Origin of the sequence: Glutamicibacter sp. AOP12-B1-11 (genome assembly GCF_052379245.1) — a bacterium.
GTDB lineage: Bacteria > Actinomycetota > Actinomycetes > Actinomycetales > Micrococcaceae > Glutamicibacter.
The window spans coordinates 1-19,112 of record NZ_JBQSYL010000039.1; the positions used below are offsets into that span (position 1 = coordinate 1).

The window sequence follows — 19,112 nt, forward strand, 5'->3', positions numbered from 1 at the left end:
TCCGGATGAATTCTACGTGTATTCCACGTTGTTTCCATTCCGGCAACAGAGAAAAACTATACAGAGACTTCGGGTAACTTACAAATCGACGGAGGGGGTTCTGCGTCACATTCAATTTGGTGTCCTAGTCTGGCGTTATGAGCGACCTTCAGACACTCCTTGGATACCGTGAGCCAATCTTTAACGCTTCGATGGCAGGCGCCGCCGGCGGCAAGCTCGCTGCCGCCGTCAGCGCCGCCGGCGGCGTAGGGATGATTGGCTGCCCGGCCACCCCCACCGGCGAATGGATTTCGGAGCAGGCAGCCCATCTGGGCTCAACAGATTCCCCCTGGGGTGTCGGTTTCATGGCGTGGTCTTTGGAAAATGACCTGAGCGCCCTGGAAAGCTTCCTCGACTACGAGCCGTCATTGGTTGTATTGAGTTTCGGCGACCCCACCAGGAGCGCGGCCCTAGCTCACGAAGCGGGAGTGCTCACTGCCATGCAGGTGGGAAACGCCGAAGACCTCGCCCGGGCCATGCAAGATGATATCGATGTTGTCATAGCCCGGGGCGGCGAAGGCGGCGGCCATGGCCGCAACGAAGCGGGAACGCTGCCGCTGGTGCAGCTGGCGACGATGCAGCACGTTAAACCGGTGATCGCCGCCGGCGGCATCGGCACCGCCCGGGCCGTCGCTGCGGTATTGGCCGCCGGCGCAGATGCGGCTTGGGTAGGGACGCGTTTCCTTGCTAGTGCCGAAGCCAGCGGACACGAGAACTTAAAGGCCGCGGTCCTGGCCTCCGGATTAGACGACACCGTATACACCCGCGCATTTGATATCGCACAGCAGCTTCCCTGGGCGGAAGAGTTTGGCGGACGGGCGCTGAGAAACGAATTCAGCCAGCGCTGGGCCGGGGACATTCCCGGGCTGCAGGCCGCTGCCACGGAACAGCTGCGTGAACAGATCCGCACTGCCCGCGCGCAAGCACTGGTCTCGATGGCCCCGGTTTATGCCGGTGAAGCGGTCCAATTCGTTCAAGCAGAGGAAAGCGCCGCGCAGATCATGGCCGAGTTGGGACAATTCCGCGAAATTCTCGAGCGGACCGCACGACGCTTCGACTGACTTAAATTGGCTGGTTATCGATCAAGCGCACATTACCGACCTTGGCCGCCACCAGCACGAGGCCCTGCCCGGTAAAGGGAGTGTCCTGGCAATTGAAGGCGAGCTCCTGGAGGGTATTAGGGTCTACCACCACGAAATAGTCGAGCTCGACTAGTGGTTCCATCTGGAACAGGCCCAGCGCGTCGTCAATATTCAGCGGTTCGTGACGGGCAGCACGCCCGGAAATCAGTTCGATCGCACGGTGCAGCACCAGCGCGGCCCGCAGTTCTTCGGCGTTGAGCAGCGCATTGCGGCTGGACAGCGCCAGCCCTTCGGGGCTCCTTACGATCGGCACCGAGCGCAGCTGCACCGGGTAGTCCAAATCTGCGACCATCCGCCGAATGAGCGCCAACTGCTGAGCGTCCTTCTGCCCGAAATAGGCGCGGTATTCGCCCTGCCGCGGATCTGCCAGGTGAAGCAGCTTGGCCACCACCGCCAGCATCCCGTCGAAATGCCCCGGGCGGGAGGCCCCCTCGTACATTTCGCCCAGCACCCCGCTGTTCAGCCGGATCAACGGCATCCCCGCGTGGTAGATTTCCTCGGCGCGCGGCGCGAAGACGATATCGACCCCGGCCTGCGCGGCCAATTGCACATCGGCATCTAGGTCACGCGGGTAATTGGCATAGTCCTGTGCATCATTGAATTGCAGCTCATTGACGAAGACCGAACTGACCACCAACTCGTTTTCGGTACGCGCCTTGGCAAAAAGTCGCGCGTGCCCCTCATGCAATGCCCCCATGGTGGGAACAAAGCCCAGAGTTTGCGGGTTGGCCTGAGCGATCGCTGTCTTCAGCTCATCGCGGGTTTGAACAATCATCGGGGTCTTCACGCCCTCTATTCTAGAACCTGCAGCAGTTCTTGAAGTGTTCCCGGCGAGATCCGCCCGAGTGCCGCCGCACGTTGCGCGGTAGCCCGCGAGAGGCTGCGGTAACTGTCCACGGTCTCGGTTTGGTCCTTGGCCATCGCGGCCAGATGCGCCCTGACGGTTCCCACGTCGCCCCGGGCTACCGGCCCGGTCAAGGCTCCGGCTCCCGAACGCAAGGCGTTGTCCAGGCTTGCGCCCATCAACGCACGCAGCGTAGCCGCCGGATCTTGCACCCCGATCCGGCGTAGCATATCGGCCGACTGCGCGGTAATGGTGTTCAGATGATTTGCCGCATGGGCCAGCGCCGCGTGATAGCTCACGCGGTCTGCCTCGGCGATTACCACCGGCTCTCCGCGCATCTCCACCACGAGCGCCTGAGCCACGGGGAGCATGATTTCATCCGCGGTGACGGCGAAAACGCAGTCGGTAAGCCGTTGCAGATCCAAGCTCATCCCGGTAAAGGTCATTGCCGGGTGGATGGCCAGCGGGAAGGCTCCGGCGGCTCGCGCGGGCTCCAGGATCCCGGTGCCGTACCGTCCGGCGGTGTGGGCAACCAGCTGGCCTGTCACAAAGTGCCCAGCGGCGGCCAAGCCCTGGACCAGTTCGCCGAGCACATCATCTGGGACCGCGAAGAGCACCAGCTCGCTGCGCCGCAGGATTTCGGCCGGATCCAGGATCTCCACGCCGGGCAGCAACACCTCGGCACGGTCCCGCGACGCTTCGGAGACCGCATGCACGCCGGTGATCCGGTGCCCGGCGGCCGCCAATGCGGCTCCGAGGACCGCTCCGACCTTGCCGGCGGAGATGATTCCAATGCCTAAGCGTGGTGCCTCCATGGATCTACCTCTCAACCTGTCGCCGCGCTTGCGCCGCAAAAAATTCTGTCGCTACCTGCTCATCGAGCTGATGCATGTAGCCCATGATCGAGCCACCTGCGCTGTACAGGCGGATCCCCGCCAACTCCCGGCGACGCTCCCAGGGGCCCTGCTGCAGCACCATCCCCTGGATCCGCCTATGCGGCACGAAGGCCGCGCTGCGCGAAAGCCAACCGAAGCGGGTGATCACGCAACTGCCGGTGCTCAAAAACGCCTGATGCTTCCAGGCCCCCGGAGACAACGCCTTGGCACGAGCCGGTGAGCTGGTGAAACCGTGGTCGGTTCCGCTGGTGATGGCGGTATGCAGCACCGCGCGCTGGTTCTCGACCCCCAACTCGGGCAGCAAGATCCCCATCACCTGGGTGACCGCTTCGAAGTCCCCGACGGGCAGCACCAGCAGATTCGACATTTCTTCTTCACCGACACCGAGCGCGTTGACCTCCACCCGGTACCAGCCGAGCAGCCGCCAAAAGGCCGGCGAACTGATCTGGATCGACTGCACCCGGCCGGCCGGCAACGACTGCTGCTTGGTATCGGCCAGCCCGTGGCTGATCCGCAGGCCGGTATCCGTGGCGCTCGCACTGAAGTTCCATGAGTTGTTCAGTTCCTTGTAGAACCAGCCGCCGAAGCCGAGCAGCATCGGCACCAGGCCGGCAACCAGCACGCCAACCCCCGAGAGGCTCAGGATGCCCAGAACCAACGCCAAGAGCACGCCAACCACCGTGGGAAGCCGCAGGAACATGGAGGCGAGCAGGCGTCCGGCTGGCACCTTGGCCATCAGCGGAACCGGCTGCGCGGCTTCTTCCTGCACCGGGATCTCGCCTTGGGCCAGCGCCAGGATCTCGGCACGCAGCTGGTGGGCGTGCGCCTTGCGCAGGAAGGACAGGCGCATGACCGAGGCCGAACCGTCGGCCACATCGAAGCGCAGTTCGGCCAAGCCGAGCAGCCGGGCCACCAGGGGCTGGGCGATGTCGATGCCCTGCACCCGGTCGATGCGCGCCTGCTTTTGGCTGCGGAAGACCATTCCGGCGTTCACATAAACGTGGGTTTCGCTGATCCGGTAGCGGGTGAAATACCAGGACAGCGCGTAGAAGATGAGCACCAGCGCCAGCGCCGCCGAGCCGATGCCCACGGTCCAGGCCAGCCGGCTGCCGGTGAAACGTTCCGCCCAGGAAATGTCATCGGTATTCTGCCAGTACACCCAGGCCAAACCGACGATGGCCAGCCAGCCGTGCACAAAGGGGCTGGCCGGGTGGACCCGCTGCCATTCGTTCACAGCAGGTTCGCCTCGCCGGCCGCGACCAAGCGTTCGCGCAATGCCTGCCCGGTGTCTTCGCGCAGCCCGGGGATGACCGCGGTGGCCGACCCGGCGGCGGTGTTCAGCGTCAGCTTGCACAACCCATAGCGGCGTTCCAGCGGCCCGCTGGTGACCTCGACATATTGCATGCGCCCGTAGGGGATGACAAGTTGCTTGCGCCAGAGCACCCCGGAACGCACCAGCAGGTCTTCTTCGCGTTCCCGGTAGCCCAGCGCCCGCACCTGGCGGCGCAGCATGCGCAGGATCGGCAAGGCCAGGCCGAGGACCAGCACCGGCGGGAGGATGACCAACCACCAGGGCACGGGGAGGCCGAACAGGCGCAGGATCAACGGCAGCAGCGCCACCAGCAGGTAGCTGCCGGTCTGGATCAGCCAGGTGGCCAGCTTGACCTTAAAATAGTCGGGGTCCACCGCGGTGAAGTTATTCGGTGACGATTCCATCGGTATTTTCATCGGTGTCCTCGGGCGGTAGTTTGCAAAGGTGCTGGACAAGGTAGCCGATGACCACCATCAGGATCCCGGCGCCGGTGAGGACCATCGCGCGGGTGAGCGTGGGGCTCGAGCCGGAGGCGAACAGCAAGGTCAGCAGCGGGGCCAGATGCCAGCCGGTAATCAGTGCGCCGGCGTAGGCGGCCGCCTGCGCGAGCACAAGCGTGCGCGCGGCGGCGATCGGGTCGATATGGCCGCGGCCCAGGGTTGAACGCTTGACCCGGATACCGAGGAAGAGGACCACCGCGCACACCGCGCCCAGGGAGAACAACGCGGCGTAGTCGAGCACCGGGGAGAACCTGCCGGCGGCCGTGAGCAGGCGCAAGGCAACCCAACCGGTCACGCCGCCAAGCAGCGTGCACCAGATGAGCGTGCGCAGCTTGAGCCGGTTCATAGCCTGATGATGTCCGCGGTGTCCGCCGCTTCGGCCGCCAGCCGGGATACCAGCTGTCCGTTGAGCACCGCGTCGGCATCCATCCAGCTCCACGGGGCGAGCACGAACCCGCGGGTGTGGGCGCGCGGATGCGGCAGGGTCAGCAGTTCCTCGTCCAGGCGCAGCTGGTCGAAGGTGATCAGATCCAGGTCCAGCGTGCGCGCCTCCCAGCGCACCTCGCGGGTGCGCTCGTGGTTGGCCTCGATGCTTTGGCACAGCTCAAGCAGCTCGTATGGACCCAGCGTGGTGCGCACCTCGATGACCTGGTTGGTGTAATCGGGCTGCTCCGGCGGGCCGCCCACCGGCTTGGTCAGCGCTACCGGGGAGGTCCGCAGCACCTCGAGGTGCTCGCGCAGTTCCGCGATGGCCGAGCGCAGCGTCGCGGCGCTGTCCCCGAGGTTGGCGCCCAGCGCGATAATCGCGGTATGTACGCTCTGCTGCCGGGTCAGCGAGATGCTCACATCGGAAAAAGGCACCGGAATCGGAGCCTGCGGCTTGTGCACCACCACCTCCACGGTGGCCACCGAGCGCCAGGCGGCGAGGATCGCCTCGGCGATCTGCGCACCGAGCTTTTCGATCAGGTCCCAGGGTCCGGCCTGGATCTGCGCGACCACCAGCTGGCTGACGGCCCCGTAGTCCACGGTGTCCGCCACGTCATCGCTCAGCGCGGCCCGGGTGATGTCCACATGCAGCACCACGTCGATGCGGAATTCCTGGCCTTCGCGCTTCTCGTGGTCGAAGACCCCGTGATAGCCGGTGGCGGAAATTCCCTGGATGCTAATGCGATCCATAGGCCTGCACGACTTCCAACGCGTCGCGGCTGGCCGCCACATCGTGCACGCGCACCGCCCAGGCGTTGTCCCGGGCGGCGAGCACGGTGGTCGCGGCGGTCGCCACGTCCCGGCCCAGCGGTTCGCGCGGGTCCTTGCCGTCGGCCAGCAGTTCGCCGAGGAAACGCTTGCGGCTGGTGCCGACCAGCACCGGGTGGCCCAGCGCCGCGAAGGCCGCCAGGTTGGCCAGCAGCGCCCAGTTGTGCTCGGCATTTTTCGCGAAGCCCAGGCCCGGGTCGAGGATCAGCTGTTCGGGCTTCACGCCCTTGGCCAGGAACTCGTCGCGCAGGGTGCGCAGCTCGGCGAGCACCTCGGCCACCGGGTCCCCGTAGTTCGCCTCGTGCACCATATTCGCGGCGGTGCCGCGGCGGTGCATCAGCACGTAGGGGACCCCGGTTTCGGCGATCAGTTCCGCCATGCCCTGCTCATAGGTCAGCCCGGAGACATCGTTGACCAGCTGCGCCCCGGCGGCGATGGCCGCGCGGGCGGTGGACACGTGCATGGTGTCCACGGAGATTACCGCGCCGGCCTTGGCCAGCGCCTCGATCACCGGGATGATGCGCGCCTGCTCCAGGGCGGGATCCACGTCCTTGGCTCCGGGACGGGTGGATTCCCCGCCCACGTCGATGATGTCGGCTCCGGCGTAGAGCAGCTTCAGCCCGTGGTCCAGCGCCTTGTCGGTGCCCAGGAACTCGCCGCCGTCGGAGAAGGAGTCCTCGGTGACGTTCAGGATCCCCATCACCAGGGTGCGCCCGGTTGGCAGGTCCGCGAAGCTCTTCCGCTTCGACTTGCGGATCACGGTCAGCGGACTGGTGGCCGGGCCGGTGCCCGGGATGGCTCCAAGTGACATAATTGCTACCTTCCGAGGATCAGGCTCATGGCTTCGGCACGGGTTGCGGTCTCGCGCAGCTGTCCGCGCACCGCACTGGTGACGGTCTTCGCGCCGGGCTTGCGCACCCCGCGCATCGACATGCACATGTGCTCGCATTCGATCACGACGATCGCGCCGGTGGGTTCGAGGTGTTCGACGAGCGCATCGACGATCTGGGTGGTCAAGCGCTCTTGCACCTGCGGGCGGCGGGCGAAGACCTCGACCAGGCGCGCCAGCTTGCTCAGACCGGTGACCTTGCCGCCGCGGCCCGGAATGTAGCCGATATGCGCGGTGCCGTAGAACGGGACCAGGTGGTGTTCGCAGGTGGAATAGAACGGGATGTCCTTGACCAGCACCAGTTCGTCATGTTCGATGTCGAAAGTGGTGGACAGGTGTTCGGCGGCATCCTGATGCAAACCGGCGAAGAATTCGGCGTAGGCCTTGGCTACCCGCTTCGGGGTGTCCAGCAGGCCATCGCGGTCCGGATCTTCGCCGATCGCTTCGAGGATTTCGCGGACCGCCGCGGCAATGCGCGGCTGGTCGATCTCATTGACTTCAATCACGACTTCGATCCTAGTCGGTCGAACGCGCCGCGCGCTCCTTGGGGCTTAATACCGGGCCTTGTTCGTGGACCGGACGCTCGTCGTTGCTCAGCCACACGTCGCGCTTGTCGCGCTTGACCAGATCGACGAAGAGCTCGGCGATTTCCTTCTGGTTCAGCGTTTCGTACTCCAGCAGGGCCAGCGCGAGGCGGTCCAGCACGTGGCGGTTGGCGGTCAGCGCCCAGTAGGCGTCGTCATGCGCCTGCTCGATGAGCGTGCGCACCTCCTCGTCGACCAGGTGGGCCATCTCATCGGAGTAGTCCCGGCTCCCGGTGCCCATGCCCTGCGCGGCGGCCGAGGAGGCCAGGCGCACCGCGCCGATCTTCTCGCTCATGCCGTATTCGGTGACCATCTTGCGTGCGGTGTCGGTGGCCTTCTCGATGTCGTTGGACGCGCCGGTGGAGGGATCGTGGAAGACGATCTCCTCGGCCACGCGGCCGCCCATGGCGTAGGCCATCTGGTCCAGCAGTTCGTTGCGGGTGATCGAGTACTTATCGGACTCCGGGACCACCATGGTGTAGCCCAGGGCGCGGCCGCGGGGCAGGATGGTGATCTTGGTGACCGGTGCGGTCTGGTTCATCGCCGCGGCCACCAGCGCGTGGCCGCCTTCGTGGTAGGCGGTGACCTTGCGCTCGTGCTCGTCCATCAGCCGGGTGCGCTTCTGCGGCCCGGCCATCACCCGGTCGATCGCTTCGTCCAGCGCGCGGTCATCGATCAGGTTTGCGTTCGAGCGGGCGGTCAGCAGCGCGGCCTCGTTGAGCACGTTGGCCAAATCCGCGCCGGTGTAGCCCGGGGTCTTCTTCGCCACCGCGTTCAGATCCACCGTGGCGTCCATCGGCTTGCCGGCCACGTGGACCTTCAGAATCTGTTCGCGGCCCTTCAGATCCGGTGCCTCCACCGGGATCTGCCGGTCGAAGCGTCCCGGGCGCAGCAGCGCCGGGTCCAGCACGTCCGGACGGTTGGTCGCGGCGATCAGGATGACGTTGGTGGAGGCGTCGAAGCCGTCCATCTCGACCAGCAGCTGGTTCAGCGTCTGCTCGCGTTCGTCGTTGCCGCCGCCGATGCCGGCGCCGCGGTGCCGGCCCACGGCGTCGATCTCATCAACGAAGATGATCGCCGGGGAATTGGTCTTGGCCTGTTCGAACAGGTCGCGCACGCGCGAGGCACCCACGCCGACGAACATCTCGACGAAGTCGGAACCCGAAATCGAGTAGAACGGGACCGCCGCCTCGCCGGCCACGGCCTTGGCCAGCAGCGTCTTGCCGGTGCCCGGAGGGCCGTAGAGCAGCACGCCCTTGGGAATCTTCGCGCCCACGGCCTGGAATTTGGCGGGCTCCTGCAGGAACTCCTTGATTTCGTGCAGTTCCTCCACCGCCTCTTCGGCGCCGGCCACGTCCACGAAGGTCACCTGCGGCATATCCTTGGTGATCAGTTTCGCCTTGGACTTGCCGAACTGCATCACCTTCGAACCGCCACCCTGGCTGCGCGCCAGGATGAACCAGAAGATGCCTGCGATCAGGATGAAGGGGATAATGATGCCGAGCATCGAGAGCAGCCAGTTGTTTTCCACCGGCTGATCGGTGAACTTGCTCAGCTGCGCGTCGTTCATCGCGTCGACCACCTGGTCGGCGCGGGGTACGGAGTAGTAGAAGGAAATCTTCTTTCCCTTGTCCACTCCGTCGACGTTCAGCGCGTCGCGCAGGGTCAGGTCTACTCGTTGATCTCCGTCGAAGATCTTCGCTTCGGTGGCGTTACCGCTGGTGAGTTGGTTCAGGCCCACGGAGGTATCCACTTGTGCCGAACCGTTGCCGAATACCATCGGCAGGAACAACACCATCGCGGTCACACCGACCAGGACCCAAATGATCCAGCTGTTAAAAATCTTCTTAGTTTTCATCGACCCGAAAGGTCCCGTACCTTTCGCATCCCCCTCACGCGTTCTGCCGGCGTCCGGGCAACGCCACCTTCGATTCAGTTCAACGCCTAAGCGGCGTTAAAAGTTCCCTACTCGTAGATGTGCGGAGCCAAGGTGCCCACGCAGTCCAGGTTGCGGTACTTTTCCGCGTAATCCAAGCCGTAGCCGACAACAAATTCGTTGGGAATGTCCATGCCGACGTATTTCACGTCGATTTCCACCTTCGCCGCTTCCGGCTTGCGCAGCAGGGTGCAGATTTCCACCGAGGCCGGGCCGCGGGATTCCAGGTTTGCCTTCAACCAGGACAGGGTCAGGCCCGAGTCGATGATGTCTTCGACGATGAGCACATGCTTGCCCATCAAATCGGTGTCCAGGTCCTTGAGAATACGCACCACGCCGGAAGACTGGGTTCCGGAACCGTAGGAGGAGACCGCCATCCAGTCCATGGACAGGTGGGACTTCAGCGCGCGGACCAGATCCGCCATGACCATCACCGCACCCTTGAGCACGCCGACAACGAGGATGTCGCGTCCCTCGTAATCCTTGTCGATCTGTGCGGCCAGGTCATCGATGCGAGCCTGGATTTCTTCCTTGGTATACAGTACGTGCGCGAGATCGGCCTTGACTGTGTTCGAATCCACGAGGGTTCTCCTGATTCTCAGAGGTGGGGTACTCAACTAGAGTGCCACATTTAGTTTAGTGTTGTTGAGCTTGTGGTCGTGAAAACTATCACCGAGGAGCGCCGCAGCGCGCTGATCTTGCCTTCGAGCTGCACCGGACCGTCCGAACGGGACTTGCTCGCCCCCACCCCGGCCAGCGCGCACAGGGCCGCCGTGCGCTCGCTGCCCAGATTCAGCGCCCCGGCGTCGGCGGCGGCCAGACGCAGCACCCTGGAGGCGATGGCCTCGGGAAAAGTGGCAAGAATCCGCAAGTCCACCCCGGCGGCGCTGCGTGCCTGCGCCCAGGCTCGGCCGGCCCAGGAGTCCAGCGCGTCTGCGTCCGCCGCCGCCAGCGCCGCGGTGCGGGCCAGCGCCTCGGTCAGGTGCCCGCCGAGCTGCGCACGCAAAAACGGGAGCACCTCGTGGCGGATGTGGTTGCGTCGGTAGGCGGTGTCCGCATTGCTCGGGTCTTCCCAGTACTCGACGCCGGCCCGCGCGCAGATGTGCTCGGTGTCTTGGCGGGTCAGCTCCAGCAGCGGGCGGGCGTAGGGGCCGCGCGAGACGGGTATTCCGGCCAAGGACCTGGTGCCCGAACCGCGCAGGATCCCCAGCAGCACCTGTTCGGCCTGATCGTCTTTGGTGTGCGCGAGCAGCAGGCGTTGCGCCCCGGTCTGCTCCATGGCCTGCTCGAAGGCCGCATATCGGGCGGCCCGGGCGGAGGCCTCGTCCCCGGCGGTGTGCACCGTCTTGAGCAGCACCTCCTCCAGGCCCAGCGCCTGGCATTGCGCGGCGGCGCGCGCCGCCACCGCGGCGCTGCCCGCTTGCAGGCCATGGTCCACGATCACCACGGCGAAGCGGATCCGCTCGCGCAGCTGGCTGGCGGCAACGGCCAGCGCCAGGGAATCGGCCCCGCCCGAAACGCCGAGCAGCGCGAATTCTCCGGCCTGCGCCGCCACCGCGTTGCGGGCCAGGTCGATCGGCCGGCTCATCGGGTGCGGGCCAGCCAGCGTGCGGGGTTGTCGAGTTCCGCGGAGCTGGGGAACAGTTCCCGGTCGGTGAAGATCTCGTTGAAGCCGGCATAGCCGATCTCGTCCACCAGGTGGCGCACGAACTTCGCGCCGCGCTCGTACTGGCGGGCCTTGGCGTCCATGCCCAGCAGCTTGCCGATCCAGCTGGCCCAGGGCGAACGGTTCTTGCCGCGGGCGGTGAAGCGGTTGCGGATGGTCTTGATCGTGCGGATCGAGCTGACATCGTTCATCACGACCATTGCGTGGCCTTCGAGCACCGACATGATGCTGGTCAGCTCGCCGACCTCGCTGCGCATGGTTTTGATCCGCGCCCCGATGTCGTTCATCGAGTTGGTCTTCCCGCCCAGCGGCTCGAAGACCTCGGCCAGGGTCTGCTTCATCACCCCAGGGATCCATGGCGCATGTTCGAACTGCAGCCGGTGGGTCTGCTCGTGGGTGGCGATCCACAGGTAGAAGTCCCGCGCGTTCAGGTTCAGCTCGCCGCGGATCTGGGTGATCGTCGGGGCGTTGAGCAGCAGCCGGGGGCCGGCGAACGGGTCGAATTGCCCCAGCACCCGGGGGCCGAGCACCGAAAGCACCGCACCGAGTTCCGCCCCGGCGATCAGCGGCAGGGCGGTGGGGGTTTTGGGCAGCTCGGGAAGCATTGCGGCGAAGTTCTGGCTGACCGCCTTGGCCCATCCGGCGCGGTCCACCACGAGGGTTTCGGAGGGTGCGGTGGAGGTCAGCTGCGAGATCCGTTCGGCCTCGGTGAGCCCCTGCCCGCCGGCGATGCGCAGTTCTTCCACGATCCGCGCCGCCTGTTTGCCGCTCAGCGCCGGCCCGGCGGGCATCAGCGTTTTTGCGGTGCTTACGGCGAGATCCCAATCGATGAACTGGCTCATGTAATTCTCCTACCGGCACCCACAGCCGCGCAGGGCGGTGACTGCCTGGTCGATGGTTGGTTTATGTGGTGCCAGCGCCCCGTTGGGCTGTGCGGCAAAGATGCTGAAAGCGATCAGCCGCCCGTCTTCGGTCAGCGTCATCCCGGTCAGCGTGGCCACCCCGGTCAGCGAGCCGGTTTTCGCCCGCACCAGCCCGAGCGTAGCGGCGGCATCGAGCCGGTTCATCAGGGTGCCGTTGTATCCAGCGACGGGCAGCGAGTAGACCAGTTCGCGCAGTTCGGGTTTTCCGCTGGTGGCCGCGGCGCGCAGCAGCGTGGTCAACGCGGCCGGTGAAATTTGGTTGGCTGCGGCCAGCCCGCTGGTATCCACCAAGGATATGCCGGTGGCGCCATATGTTTGTGCCACCTGCTGCACGGCCAATCCGGCCTGCTTCGGGTCCAGGCCCTGGCGCACCGCGACCAGCCGGCCCATGGCTTCGGTCAGGTAGTTGTCCGAGACCAGCAGCATGTGCTTGATCTGCACGCGCAGCGGGGCGGAGAGCACCTCGGTGAGCTGTTCCCCGCCCTCGTAGGCGCCGCGTCCGCCCGTGCTGACCTTCACCTGCTTGCCCAGCTCGGCGGCGAAAACCTTGCGCACCTGCTGGGCGGCGTCTGACTGATAGGCCGAGCGGGTGCTTTCGGCGGCGCGTCCGGCGTAGTGCGCGATCGGGTATACCGCGCCGATGTTATTCGAGGTGAACAACGACCTATCCCAGGCCGGGTTCGTCTGCGCATCGCCGAAGAGCGAATCGTCGAGCCAGAGCTCCACCTCGCCGATGCCGCGATCCTCCAGCGCCTTCGCGGTTTGCGCCGCGAGAGTGGCCAGGCCCGCGTAGCCCTTGGGGTGCGCGGGGTCGGACTCGCCGTCGCCCAGCAGCACATCCCCGCCGCCGCGCAATACCAGGGTGTGACCGTCTAGCCACACGCTGGTGGACAGTTGGTGCTCCCCGCCGAGGGTATCCAGCGCGGCCAGCGCAGTGGCCACCTTCAGGCTTGAGGCCGGAGTTCCGGGAGTTTGCGCATTCTTGTCGTAGAGCACCTTGCCGCTGGCCACGTCGACCACCTGGGCATTGAAGGAGGTCTGATCCCCCTTGGTGCCCAGGATCGCATCCAGTTGCGCGGCGAGCACCGCGCTATCGGGCAGGGGAGCTTCGGGATCCAGATCCTTGACGGTGACCGGCGCGGCGTCCGGAGCGGTTGCGCTGGCACGGACGTAGTGCGCCTGCGGTTCACCGGTGAAGCTGCGCGGAGCGCTGAACATCGCCACGGCCATGCCCACCACTGCCAACAGCGCCACCGCAAGCGTCAGCACGCGTCTTACGGCAGTGTTCATGTGAGCATGTTCCTCTCGCGGGTTTAGCTACTTATGCCCCCGGGGGCGATACGCTTATTAGCGGATATCCCTAAGACTAGTTTAGGAGTGTGCTTTTTATGAGCCACGACGTGACCATCGAGATCCCAACCGGATCACGCGTCAAGTACGAAATCGACCACGAGACCCATCGCTTGCGCCTGGATCGAGTGCTCTTCACCTCCATGCAGTACCCGACCCACTACGGCTACTTCGACGACACCCTGGGCGAAGACGGCGATCCATTGGACGCCATGGTTTACATCCCGGGTGTCGATTTGATCCCGGGCGTCATCGTCGAGTCCCGCCCCATCGGCGTTTTCAACATGACCGACGATGGCGGTGGCGACGCGAAGCTGCTGTGCGTGCCGACCGACAAGCGCTTCGACCACATCAAGGAACTCGAAGACATCGATCAGTGGCTGATCAAGGAAATCGAGCACTTCTTCACCCGCTACAAGGACCTGGAACCGGGCAAGTGGGTCAAGGCCGAGGGCTGGGAGGGCCGCGCGGCCGCCGAGGCCGAACTGGCTCGCTCCATCGAGCGCTTCAAGGCCTAGTTCTCCACCGGTGTTGCCGCTTCGGCGGCAATGGGGGTCCGATTCATCGCTTCCAAGCGGTGGCCGGGCCCCATTTCCGATTAAGCCGGCAAGTGCCCGGGCTTCCGCGCCGCGCAACGCACCTCAGGCCACCGTCTTCCAGGCTTCGACCAACTGCGGCACAGCCCGAGCCAGGCTTTCGCCATCGAGGGCGTAGGGCACGCGCAGCCAGTGGTCCAGGCCGTGGTCCTGAACGGCGAAGGTGGCCCCGGGACTCAGCACCAATCCCGCCTTCCGGGCCTGCGCCGCCAGGGCCGCGGACCTGGGCGCCGGGAGATTGCACCACAGCGACATTCCGCCGCCGGGTTTCTGGATCTTCCACTCGGGCAGTTCGGCTCCCAAGGATCCGTGGAGCCAGTCACGGCTGGCGCGCAGACTGGCGCGCGTCGGCTCGTCTAGGCCCGCCCGTTCGGTGATGAGCATGCTCAGCACCAGCTGTTCCAGCACCGGTGCGCCGAGGTCGATGGTGGCCCGGACCTGGTTGATGGCCCCCACCAGCGCTCGCGGCGCCCTGATCCAGCCCAGCCGCAGGCCGCCCCAGTAGGTTTTGCTGGCGCTGCCCACGGTAATCAGGTTCTCGCCGAACTTCGCCATCGGAAATACCGGCGGCCGCTCGTCCAGCCACAGCTCGGCGTTCGTCTCGTCGATGATCCCCTGGACGCCGTGGCGGGCCAACGCCCGGGCCCAGCGCTCGCGTCCCTCATTCTCCAGCAGGGTACCGGTCGGGTTGTGGAAGTCCGGCAGGCACAGCATGGCGCCGATCCCGCCGCGGGCCAGAGCGGCTTCGATGCCCGCCACGTCGCTGCCCTCGGGCCCGATGGGCATCGCGAGCATGCGCGCTCCGTGCTGCCGCAGGGAGTTCACGGAGTTCGGGTAGCTGGGGCTTTCGGCCAGCACCCGGGCTGAGCGGGCCAGCACCGCCCGGGCCGCGGTGGCCACCCCCGACAGCGCGCCGGCGGTCACGATGATCTGCTCGGGGCCGGTGGGCAGGCCGCGGCGGGCGTAGTCTTCGGCGATCGCCTCGCGCAGCAACGGAAGGCCCAGCGGGTAGTAGCCCATCCCGCCGATGTAGCCGGGCAGCTGATCGAGGGCGCGTTGGTAGTAGCTGGCCAGGCCCAACGGAGCAGTAGGCGCCCCGCAGGTGAGGTCGATTCCACCGGGCGGAAGCGTTTCCTGCACGCCCACCGCCAACGGCTCGGCGCCTCCCCCGACCTCACCGCCGGGAATCCGGATCCTGGTCCCCGAGCCCTGCCGGGCCTCGGCGAAGCCGCGTTCGCGGAGCTCCTGATAGGCGCGCGTGATTGTGGTGCGGCTCATTCCGAGCTCGGCCACCAGCTCGCGCTCGCTGGGCAGCATGGTTCCATGGAGCACCCGGCCGTTGACCACCAGTTGCCGGATTCCCTCCGAGAGCCAGCTGTAGGCCGCTTGCTCGCCCGCCCGCTGCCCGAGCATCCCGCTCAATCGCCGGGCGGGCAGATGGCGTTGGTTCACTGTCATAGGTCCAGTGTGCACTAATTGGCACTTTTTTTGAATGCCATTTGCCGAGATGATTGATTCATGGCAACTTTCAGCTCCCCCAAATTGGCCCGCCTGACACCCCTGGCGCAGCTTCGCGCCGGGCGGCTTCCGCGGCGCCTCATCCAGCTCTTCGTGGGCCTGACCCTTTTTGGCCTGGCCATGGCGGGCTTTGTCCGTTCGGGACTGGGCCTGGCCCCATGGGATGTGCTCCATTACGGCGTGACCCTGCACACCGGCCTCAGCCTGGGCACAGTGGTGATCCTCTTCGGCTTCCTCGTGCTGCTGCTCTGGATCCCGCTGCGCCAGATGCCCGGCCTGGGCACCATCGCCAACGTCATCTGGATCGGCGTGGCCGCCGACATCGGACTGGCCGTGATTCCGCAGGCAGATTCCCTCCCCACGCAGCTGGCCCTGTTCGCCGGCTCCCTGCTGGTGAACGGGTTCGGCGGCGGGCTCTATATCGGCAGCCAGCTTGGCCCGGGGCCGCGCGACGGACTGATGACCGGGCTGCATGCGCGCACCGGAGTCAGCCTGCGCCTGGCGCGCACCGGAGTCGAAGTCAGCGTGCTGGCCATCGGCTGGCTGCTGGGCGGCATCGTCGGCTTCGGAACTCTCTTGTATGCGGTGGCCATCGGACCGGTCACCCAGCTCTTCCTGCGCTTCTGCATCGTCGAGCTGCGCGCGGAGCACCCCGCCGAGGAAGCGCCCACGCCCGCCGCTTAGCGGGAGGTGACCGGAGTTTCGCTGCATACTTGGGATTGTGAATCGCCTACCCTGGATCGGCGCGGCGGTTCGGCCCCTGATTTTTCGAAAGGCCATCCATGCTCGCCACGCTCGACCTGCCCACCCCGCTGAACTCCGAGGTGCTGCTGCGCCGCGCCGAACCGGCCGACCTTCCGGCAATGCGCCGGCTCTTGGCCGACGATGCGCTTGGCGCCGCCCGCGAAGCGACGGCCGATTCCGCGGACTATGCGCAGGCCCTGGAGCGGCTGCTGGCCGATCCGGGCAACGATCTGGTGCTCGGCGAACGCGCCGGCGAGGTGATCGCGATGCTGCAGTTGACTTCCATCCCCGGGATCTCCCGGGGCGGATCCGTCAGGCTGAACGTGGAGGCGGTCCGCGTGCGCTCCGATTCCCGCTCGACGGGCCTGGGCTCGGCGATGCTGCGCTGGGTGATCGACGCGGCGGCGCCGGCCTGCGCCGCCGGGCTGGTCCAGCTCACCTCGGATGCCTCGCGGGCAGAGGCGCACCGCTTCTACGAGCGGCTGGGCTTCACCGCCTCGCATCTCGGATTCAAGCTGCGGCTGGACCGCTAGCGCCCGAGCGCCTGCTCCAAAACCGGCTCTTCGGGCAGGCTTTGGACATCCTTCAACCTGCGTTCCACCGCCCGGGTTCGGGTTCCGACTTCCTTGACGGTGTTCTGCGCGGTGCTCAACTGCTTCTCCAGCTTGTCCCATACGTCCCCGTACTTGCGGAACTCGGCCTTCGCCGCGGAAAGCACCTGCCAGACCTCGCTGCTGCGCTTTTCGATGGCCAGGGTCCGGAAGCCCATCTGCAGCGAATTGAGCAGGCTCATCAGCGTCGTCGGGCCGGTGACCAGCACCCGGTGTTCGGTTTGCAGCCGGCTGGCAAGTCCCGGGCGGCGCACCACCTCGGCGAAGAGCCCCTCGGTGGGCAGGTACATGATCGCGAAGTCCGTGCTGTGCGGCGGTTCGATGTACTTCTCGGCGATCTTCTTCGCCTGGATGGTGATGGCCCTATCCAGCGCCTTGCTCGCCGCATCGAGCTGCAGCTTGTCGCCCGATTCCTGGGCGTCCAAAAGCCGCTCGTAGTCTTCCTGCGGCAGCTTCGAATCGATCGGCAGGTATACCGGCTTCTCCTCACGCCCGGGCATGATCACCGCGAACTCGACGCTGTCGCGGCTCTCGGGCCGAATCACCACGTTCTGCGCATACTGCTCCGGGGTGAGCAGGTCTTCCAATTGGCGCGAGAGCTGCACCTCACCCCAGGTGCCGCGGCTCTTCACATTCGTCAGCACGCGCTTGAGCCCGCCGACGTCCGCGGCCAGATTCTGCATTTCGCCCAGCCCCTTTTGCACCTGCTCCAAGCGCTGGCTGACAAGCTCAAAGGATTCACCGAGCCGCTTCTCCAAGGTCCCTTGCAGCTTCTCGTCGACCGTCTCGCGCATCTTCTCGAGCTTCGACTCGTTGCCCACGCGCAAGCGCTCTAGTTCTTCGCGCAGCGCACTGTGCAGCTGGCGGTGCATGTGCTGGTTCGATTCGTTCAACGCGGTGATCTTCGCATCCACGGTGGCGCGGATCGTTTCCAGCCGCTGCTCGCTGTCCCGGCGCACCTCGTGCAGCGAATCGCGCAGCTCGGCGCGTTGCGCACCCAGGTCCTGGCGCAGCTCGCCATGGGTTGCGCGCACCGCCGCGGCAATCTGCGCCTGGTCGTTCGAACCGGTCCGCCGCACGATCAGCAAGAGCGCGCCGACAACGAGCAGGATATTGAGTAGCACAAGCACCAACAGCACAATAGTCATAGCTCAAGAGCTATCAGCACCATCGGACATAATAGGCCGCAACCGGCCTCAGCGCTGGCTTTCAAGAGCTTTGAATAACTCGGATTCCACGCCCATGATGATTCGATCTCCCGGGTGCGTATCGCGTAGAAATTTCTCCACCGTAGCCAGATCCGTGGAGATGCAACCCCAGGTTTCGCGCAGTCCCGCATGGAGGAATATCGCGAAGCTCCGCCCGTGCACCGGCCGAGCGTCGGGCGCTCGGTTGTAGTTGACAACGGCTGCCTGCTGGTAGTCCCCGGCCTGCATATATCGCCAGAGCGGTTCGTCGGGAAACTCGCCCGCTCCCTCAAAATAGCTGTTAAAGCGCCGCCCCTCGCGCCCACCCCAATAGGAATCCTCGGTGAGCTCACGGTAGCCAAGGCTCGTTCCCGGATTGCTTCGACCAAACGCTTCGGTGACGCTATAGGACCCGGTTGGTGTCTGCAGAGAATTGACATACACGGGACCGGGTCTGGCAAAACCGGCGCTGCCGGCAAAGCCCCGGGCATTCCACTGCTGCGTGTAACCATCGCGGCCGAGCAGACAATTGGTGATGGTTACCTCGGTTTGTCCATAGGCCGGTGCCAGCACGAAGGTGACGCGCTGGCTCAGTTCAAGTTCCGGCTTCAACCGGTGGATCGATGCGCAGGGCCCGCTTTGGGCCGGCGACCGGTCCGGCAAATCGCGGTGAGGAGCCCCGGCTGCCAGCGCAAGCATGCCGACCAGCAGGGCACCCATCAACCGTTGTTGTAGCTTCATGCAATGATCTTCGCAGAACCAGGGGCCATGCTGTGCACGTAGCGGCCGCTGTCGAATTTGGAGGAACTTCTCAGCTCTGCTGGCCACCAAAAGGAAATATTCATCTCACTAGTACGGATGACCTAGGGTGAATGCCTGCTGATCGAAATTATTCGAATGCTCAGCCGCTCCGAAGCCCGCCGCGAGCGCGCCGAGTTGACGCACGCGGCAAATAATTGCAATGATTTTATTTAGTGGCTCACGCCAGTGGAGGCTCCTGACCATGGGGATGGGCAGGAAGAGTTCCACGCGGCGCGAGTTGGCTTCGCAGAGTTTAACCACCGGCGAAGCGCGATTGCTGGGGAGCAATCGCCCGGAGCCATTCCGGTTCACAACATAAC

At 65.5% G+C, this 19,112-nt stretch carries 21 protein-coding genes; 4 read left to right on the top strand and 17 right to left on the bottom strand.

The window, feature by feature from the left end:
- Positions 1-137 precede the first annotated feature (137 nt).
- Positions 138-1,100, top strand: coding sequence for an NAD(P)H-dependent flavin oxidoreductase (locus ACT3UQ_RS17800; protein WP_105554120.1), 963 nt, complete (start codon positions 138-140; stop codon positions 1,098-1,100).
- Position 1,101: 1 nt separating this feature from the next.
- On the opposite strand, the gene panC is transcribed toward ACT3UQ_RS17800, so the two are convergent.
- From panC to ACT3UQ_RS17865, 13 genes are all read right to left on the bottom strand, one after another.
- Positions 1,102-1,956, bottom strand: coding sequence for a pantoate--beta-alanine ligase (gene panC, locus ACT3UQ_RS17805; RefSeq protein WP_105569295.1), 855 nt, complete (start codon positions 1,954-1,956; stop codon positions 1,102-1,104).
- A 17-nt stretch (positions 1,957-1,973) separates the two neighbouring features.
- Complete coding sequence (locus tag ACT3UQ_RS17810; RefSeq protein ID WP_105554119.1) at positions 1,974-2,840, bottom strand: Rossmann-like and DUF2520 domain-containing protein; 867 nt, start codon at positions 2,838-2,840, stop codon at positions 1,974-1,976.
- Positions 2,841-2,844: 4 nt separating this feature from the next.
- Positions 2,845-4,155 carry a PH domain-containing protein gene (locus ACT3UQ_RS17815; protein WP_181148299.1) on the bottom strand — a complete coding sequence of 437 codons (1,311 nt, stop codon included), beginning with the start codon at positions 4,153-4,155 and terminating at the stop codon, positions 2,845-2,847.
- Positions 4,152-4,637 carry a PH domain-containing protein gene (locus ACT3UQ_RS17820; protein ID WP_105554134.1) on the bottom strand — a complete coding sequence of 162 codons (486 nt, stop codon included), beginning with the start codon at positions 4,635-4,637 and terminating at the stop codon, positions 4,152-4,154. The genes ACT3UQ_RS17815 and ACT3UQ_RS17820 overlap by 4 nt, the downstream gene beginning before the upstream one ends.
- Positions 4,618-5,079 carry a DUF3180 domain-containing protein gene (locus ACT3UQ_RS17825; protein WP_105554117.1) on the bottom strand — a complete coding sequence of 154 codons (462 nt, stop codon included), beginning with the start codon at positions 5,077-5,079 and terminating at the stop codon, positions 4,618-4,620. Before ACT3UQ_RS17825 ends, ACT3UQ_RS17820 begins: the two co-directional genes overlap by 20 nt.
- Positions 5,076-5,909, bottom strand: a complete 834-nt coding sequence (gene folK / locus ACT3UQ_RS17830; RefSeq protein WP_181148301.1) for a 2-amino-4-hydroxy-6-hydroxymethyldihydropteridine diphosphokinase — start codon at positions 5,907-5,909, stop codon at positions 5,076-5,078. The genes ACT3UQ_RS17825 and folK overlap by 4 nt, the downstream gene beginning before the upstream one ends.
- Positions 5,896-6,798 carry a dihydropteroate synthase gene (gene folP / locus ACT3UQ_RS17835; protein WP_181148303.1) on the bottom strand — a complete coding sequence of 301 codons (903 nt, stop codon included), beginning with the start codon at positions 6,796-6,798 and terminating at the stop codon, positions 5,896-5,898. The genes folK and folP overlap by 14 nt, the downstream gene beginning before the upstream one ends.
- A gap of 5 nt (positions 6,799-6,803) precedes the next feature.
- Complete coding sequence (folE, locus tag ACT3UQ_RS17840) at positions 6,804-7,382, bottom strand: GTP cyclohydrolase I FolE (RefSeq protein ID WP_255248300.1); 579 nt, start codon at positions 7,380-7,382, stop codon at positions 6,804-6,806.
- A 10-nt stretch (positions 7,383-7,392) separates the two neighbouring features.
- Entirely contained in the window at positions 7,393-9,318 is a 1,926-nt protein-coding gene (ftsH, locus tag ACT3UQ_RS17845; protein ID WP_444637642.1) for an ATP-dependent zinc metalloprotease FtsH, read from the bottom strand.
- 107 nt (positions 9,319-9,425) lie between these two features.
- A complete protein-coding gene (gene hpt / locus ACT3UQ_RS17850; RefSeq protein ID WP_105554114.1) occupies positions 9,426-9,977 on the bottom strand; it encodes a hypoxanthine phosphoribosyltransferase in 552 nt (183 codons plus the stop codon).
- Between the two features lie 50 nt (positions 9,978-10,027).
- On the bottom strand, positions 10,028-10,984 hold the full coding sequence (gene tilS, locus ACT3UQ_RS17855; protein ID WP_444637643.1) for a tRNA lysidine(34) synthetase TilS: 957 nt from the start codon (positions 10,982-10,984) through the stop codon (positions 10,028-10,030).
- A complete protein-coding gene (locus tag ACT3UQ_RS17860; protein WP_105569298.1) occupies positions 10,981-11,904 on the bottom strand; it encodes a zinc-dependent metalloprotease in 924 nt (307 codons plus the stop codon). The genes tilS and ACT3UQ_RS17860 overlap by 4 nt, the downstream gene beginning before the upstream one ends.
- A gap of 9 nt (positions 11,905-11,913) precedes the next feature.
- Positions 11,914-13,275 carry a D-alanyl-D-alanine carboxypeptidase/D-alanyl-D-alanine-endopeptidase gene (locus ACT3UQ_RS17865; protein WP_444637644.1) on the bottom strand — a complete coding sequence of 454 codons (1,362 nt, stop codon included), beginning with the start codon at positions 13,273-13,275 and terminating at the stop codon, positions 11,914-11,916.
- Between the two features lie 98 nt (positions 13,276-13,373).
- On the opposite strand from ACT3UQ_RS17865, the gene ACT3UQ_RS17870 reads away from it, so the two are divergent.
- Entirely contained in the window at positions 13,374-13,853 is a 480-nt protein-coding gene (locus tag ACT3UQ_RS17870; RefSeq protein WP_096282979.1) for an inorganic diphosphatase, read from the top strand.
- 123 nt (positions 13,854-13,976) lie between these two features.
- Here the strand turns inward: ACT3UQ_RS17870 and yczR are convergent, their stop codons facing one another.
- Positions 13,977-15,389 carry a MocR-like transcription factor YczR gene (gene yczR, locus ACT3UQ_RS17875; RefSeq protein WP_444637645.1) on the bottom strand — a complete coding sequence of 471 codons (1,413 nt, stop codon included), beginning with the start codon at positions 15,387-15,389 and terminating at the stop codon, positions 13,977-13,979.
- A 60-nt stretch (positions 15,390-15,449) separates the two neighbouring features.
- Here yczR and yczE point away from each other — a divergent pair, with 60 nt between their 5' ends.
- Entirely contained in the window at positions 15,450-16,133 is a 684-nt protein-coding gene (yczE, locus tag ACT3UQ_RS17880) for a membrane protein YczE (RefSeq protein WP_444637646.1), read from the top strand.
- Positions 16,134-16,231: 98 nt separating this feature from the next.
- Positions 16,232-16,726 carry a GNAT family N-acetyltransferase gene (locus ACT3UQ_RS17885; protein WP_444637647.1) on the top strand — a complete coding sequence of 165 codons (495 nt, stop codon included), beginning with the start codon at positions 16,232-16,234 and terminating at the stop codon, positions 16,724-16,726.
- Here the strand turns inward: ACT3UQ_RS17885 and rmuC are convergent.
- The 3 genes from rmuC to ACT3UQ_RS17900 all read right to left on the bottom strand — a co-directional run bounded on the left by rmuC (position 16,723) and on the right by ACT3UQ_RS17900 (position 19,104).
- Complete coding sequence (gene rmuC, locus ACT3UQ_RS17890; RefSeq protein ID WP_444637648.1) at positions 16,723-17,952, bottom strand: DNA recombination protein RmuC; 1,230 nt, start codon at positions 17,950-17,952, stop codon at positions 16,723-16,725. The two genes, ACT3UQ_RS17885 and rmuC, sit on opposite strands and share 4 nt — an antisense overlap.
- Positions 17,953-18,000: 48 nt before the next feature.
- Positions 18,001-18,732: a hypothetical protein gene (locus tag ACT3UQ_RS17895; RefSeq protein WP_444637649.1), complete on the bottom strand. Its 732-nt coding sequence runs from the start codon at positions 18,730-18,732 to the stop codon at positions 18,001-18,003.
- Between the two features lie 108 nt (positions 18,733-18,840).
- Entirely contained in the window at positions 18,841-19,104 is a 264-nt protein-coding gene (locus tag ACT3UQ_RS17900) for a hypothetical protein (RefSeq protein WP_105569303.1), read from the bottom strand.
- Positions 19,105-19,112 lie beyond the last annotated feature (8 nt).

Coding starts and splice junctions, on each gene's coding strand:
- rmuC (WP_444637648.1), bottom strand. CDS start 17,952: ATGACTATTGTGCTGTTGGTGCTTGTGCTACTCAATATCCTGCTCGTT.
- folP (WP_181148303.1), bottom strand. CDS start 6,798: ATGTCACTTGGAGCCATCCCGGGCACCGGCCCGGCCACCAGTCCGCTG.
- ACT3UQ_RS17870 (WP_096282979.1), top strand. CDS start 13,374: ATGAGCCACGACGTGACCATCGAGATCCCAACCGGATCACGCGTCAAG.
- ACT3UQ_RS17865 (WP_444637644.1), bottom strand. CDS start 13,275: ATGAACACTGCCGTAAGACGCGTGCTGACGCTTGCGGTGGCGCTGTTG.
- ACT3UQ_RS17820 (WP_105554134.1), bottom strand. CDS start 4,637: ATGGAATCGTCACCGAATAACTTCACCGCGGTGGACCCCGACTATTTT.
- ftsH (WP_444637642.1), bottom strand. CDS start 9,318: ATGAAAACTAAGAAGATTTTTAACAGCTGGATCATTTGGGTCCTGGTC.
- ACT3UQ_RS17895 (WP_444637649.1), bottom strand. CDS start 18,732: ATGAAGCTACAACAACGGTTGATGGGTGCCCTGCTGGTCGGCATGCTT.
- panC (WP_105569295.1), bottom strand. CDS start 1,956: ATGATTGTTCAAACCCGCGATGAGCTGAAGACAGCGATCGCTCAGGCC.
- ACT3UQ_RS17860 (WP_105569298.1), bottom strand. CDS start 11,904: ATGAGCCAGTTCATCGATTGGGATCTCGCCGTAAGCACCGCAAAAACG.
- yczE (WP_444637646.1), top strand. CDS start 15,450: ATGGCAACTTTCAGCTCCCCCAAATTGGCCCGCCTGACACCCCTGGCG.
- ACT3UQ_RS17800 (WP_105554120.1), top strand. CDS start 138: ATGAGCGACCTTCAGACACTCCTTGGATACCGTGAGCCAATCTTTAAC.
- yczR (WP_444637645.1), bottom strand. CDS start 15,389: ATGACAGTGAACCAACGCCATCTGCCCGCCCGGCGATTGAGCGGGATG.
- ACT3UQ_RS17810 (WP_105554119.1), bottom strand. CDS start 2,840: ATGGAGGCACCACGCTTAGGCATTGGAATCATCTCCGCCGGCAAGGTC.
- ACT3UQ_RS17885 (WP_444637647.1), top strand. CDS start 16,232: ATGCTCGCCACGCTCGACCTGCCCACCCCGCTGAACTCCGAGGTGCTG.
- ACT3UQ_RS17825 (WP_105554117.1), bottom strand. CDS start 5,079: ATGAACCGGCTCAAGCTGCGCACGCTCATCTGGTGCACGCTGCTTGGC.
- tilS (WP_444637643.1), bottom strand. CDS start 10,984: ATGAGCCGGCCGATCGACCTGGCCCGCAACGCGGTGGCGGCGCAGGCC.
- folK (WP_181148301.1), bottom strand. CDS start 5,909: ATGGATCGCATTAGCATCCAGGGAATTTCCGCCACCGGCTATCACGGG.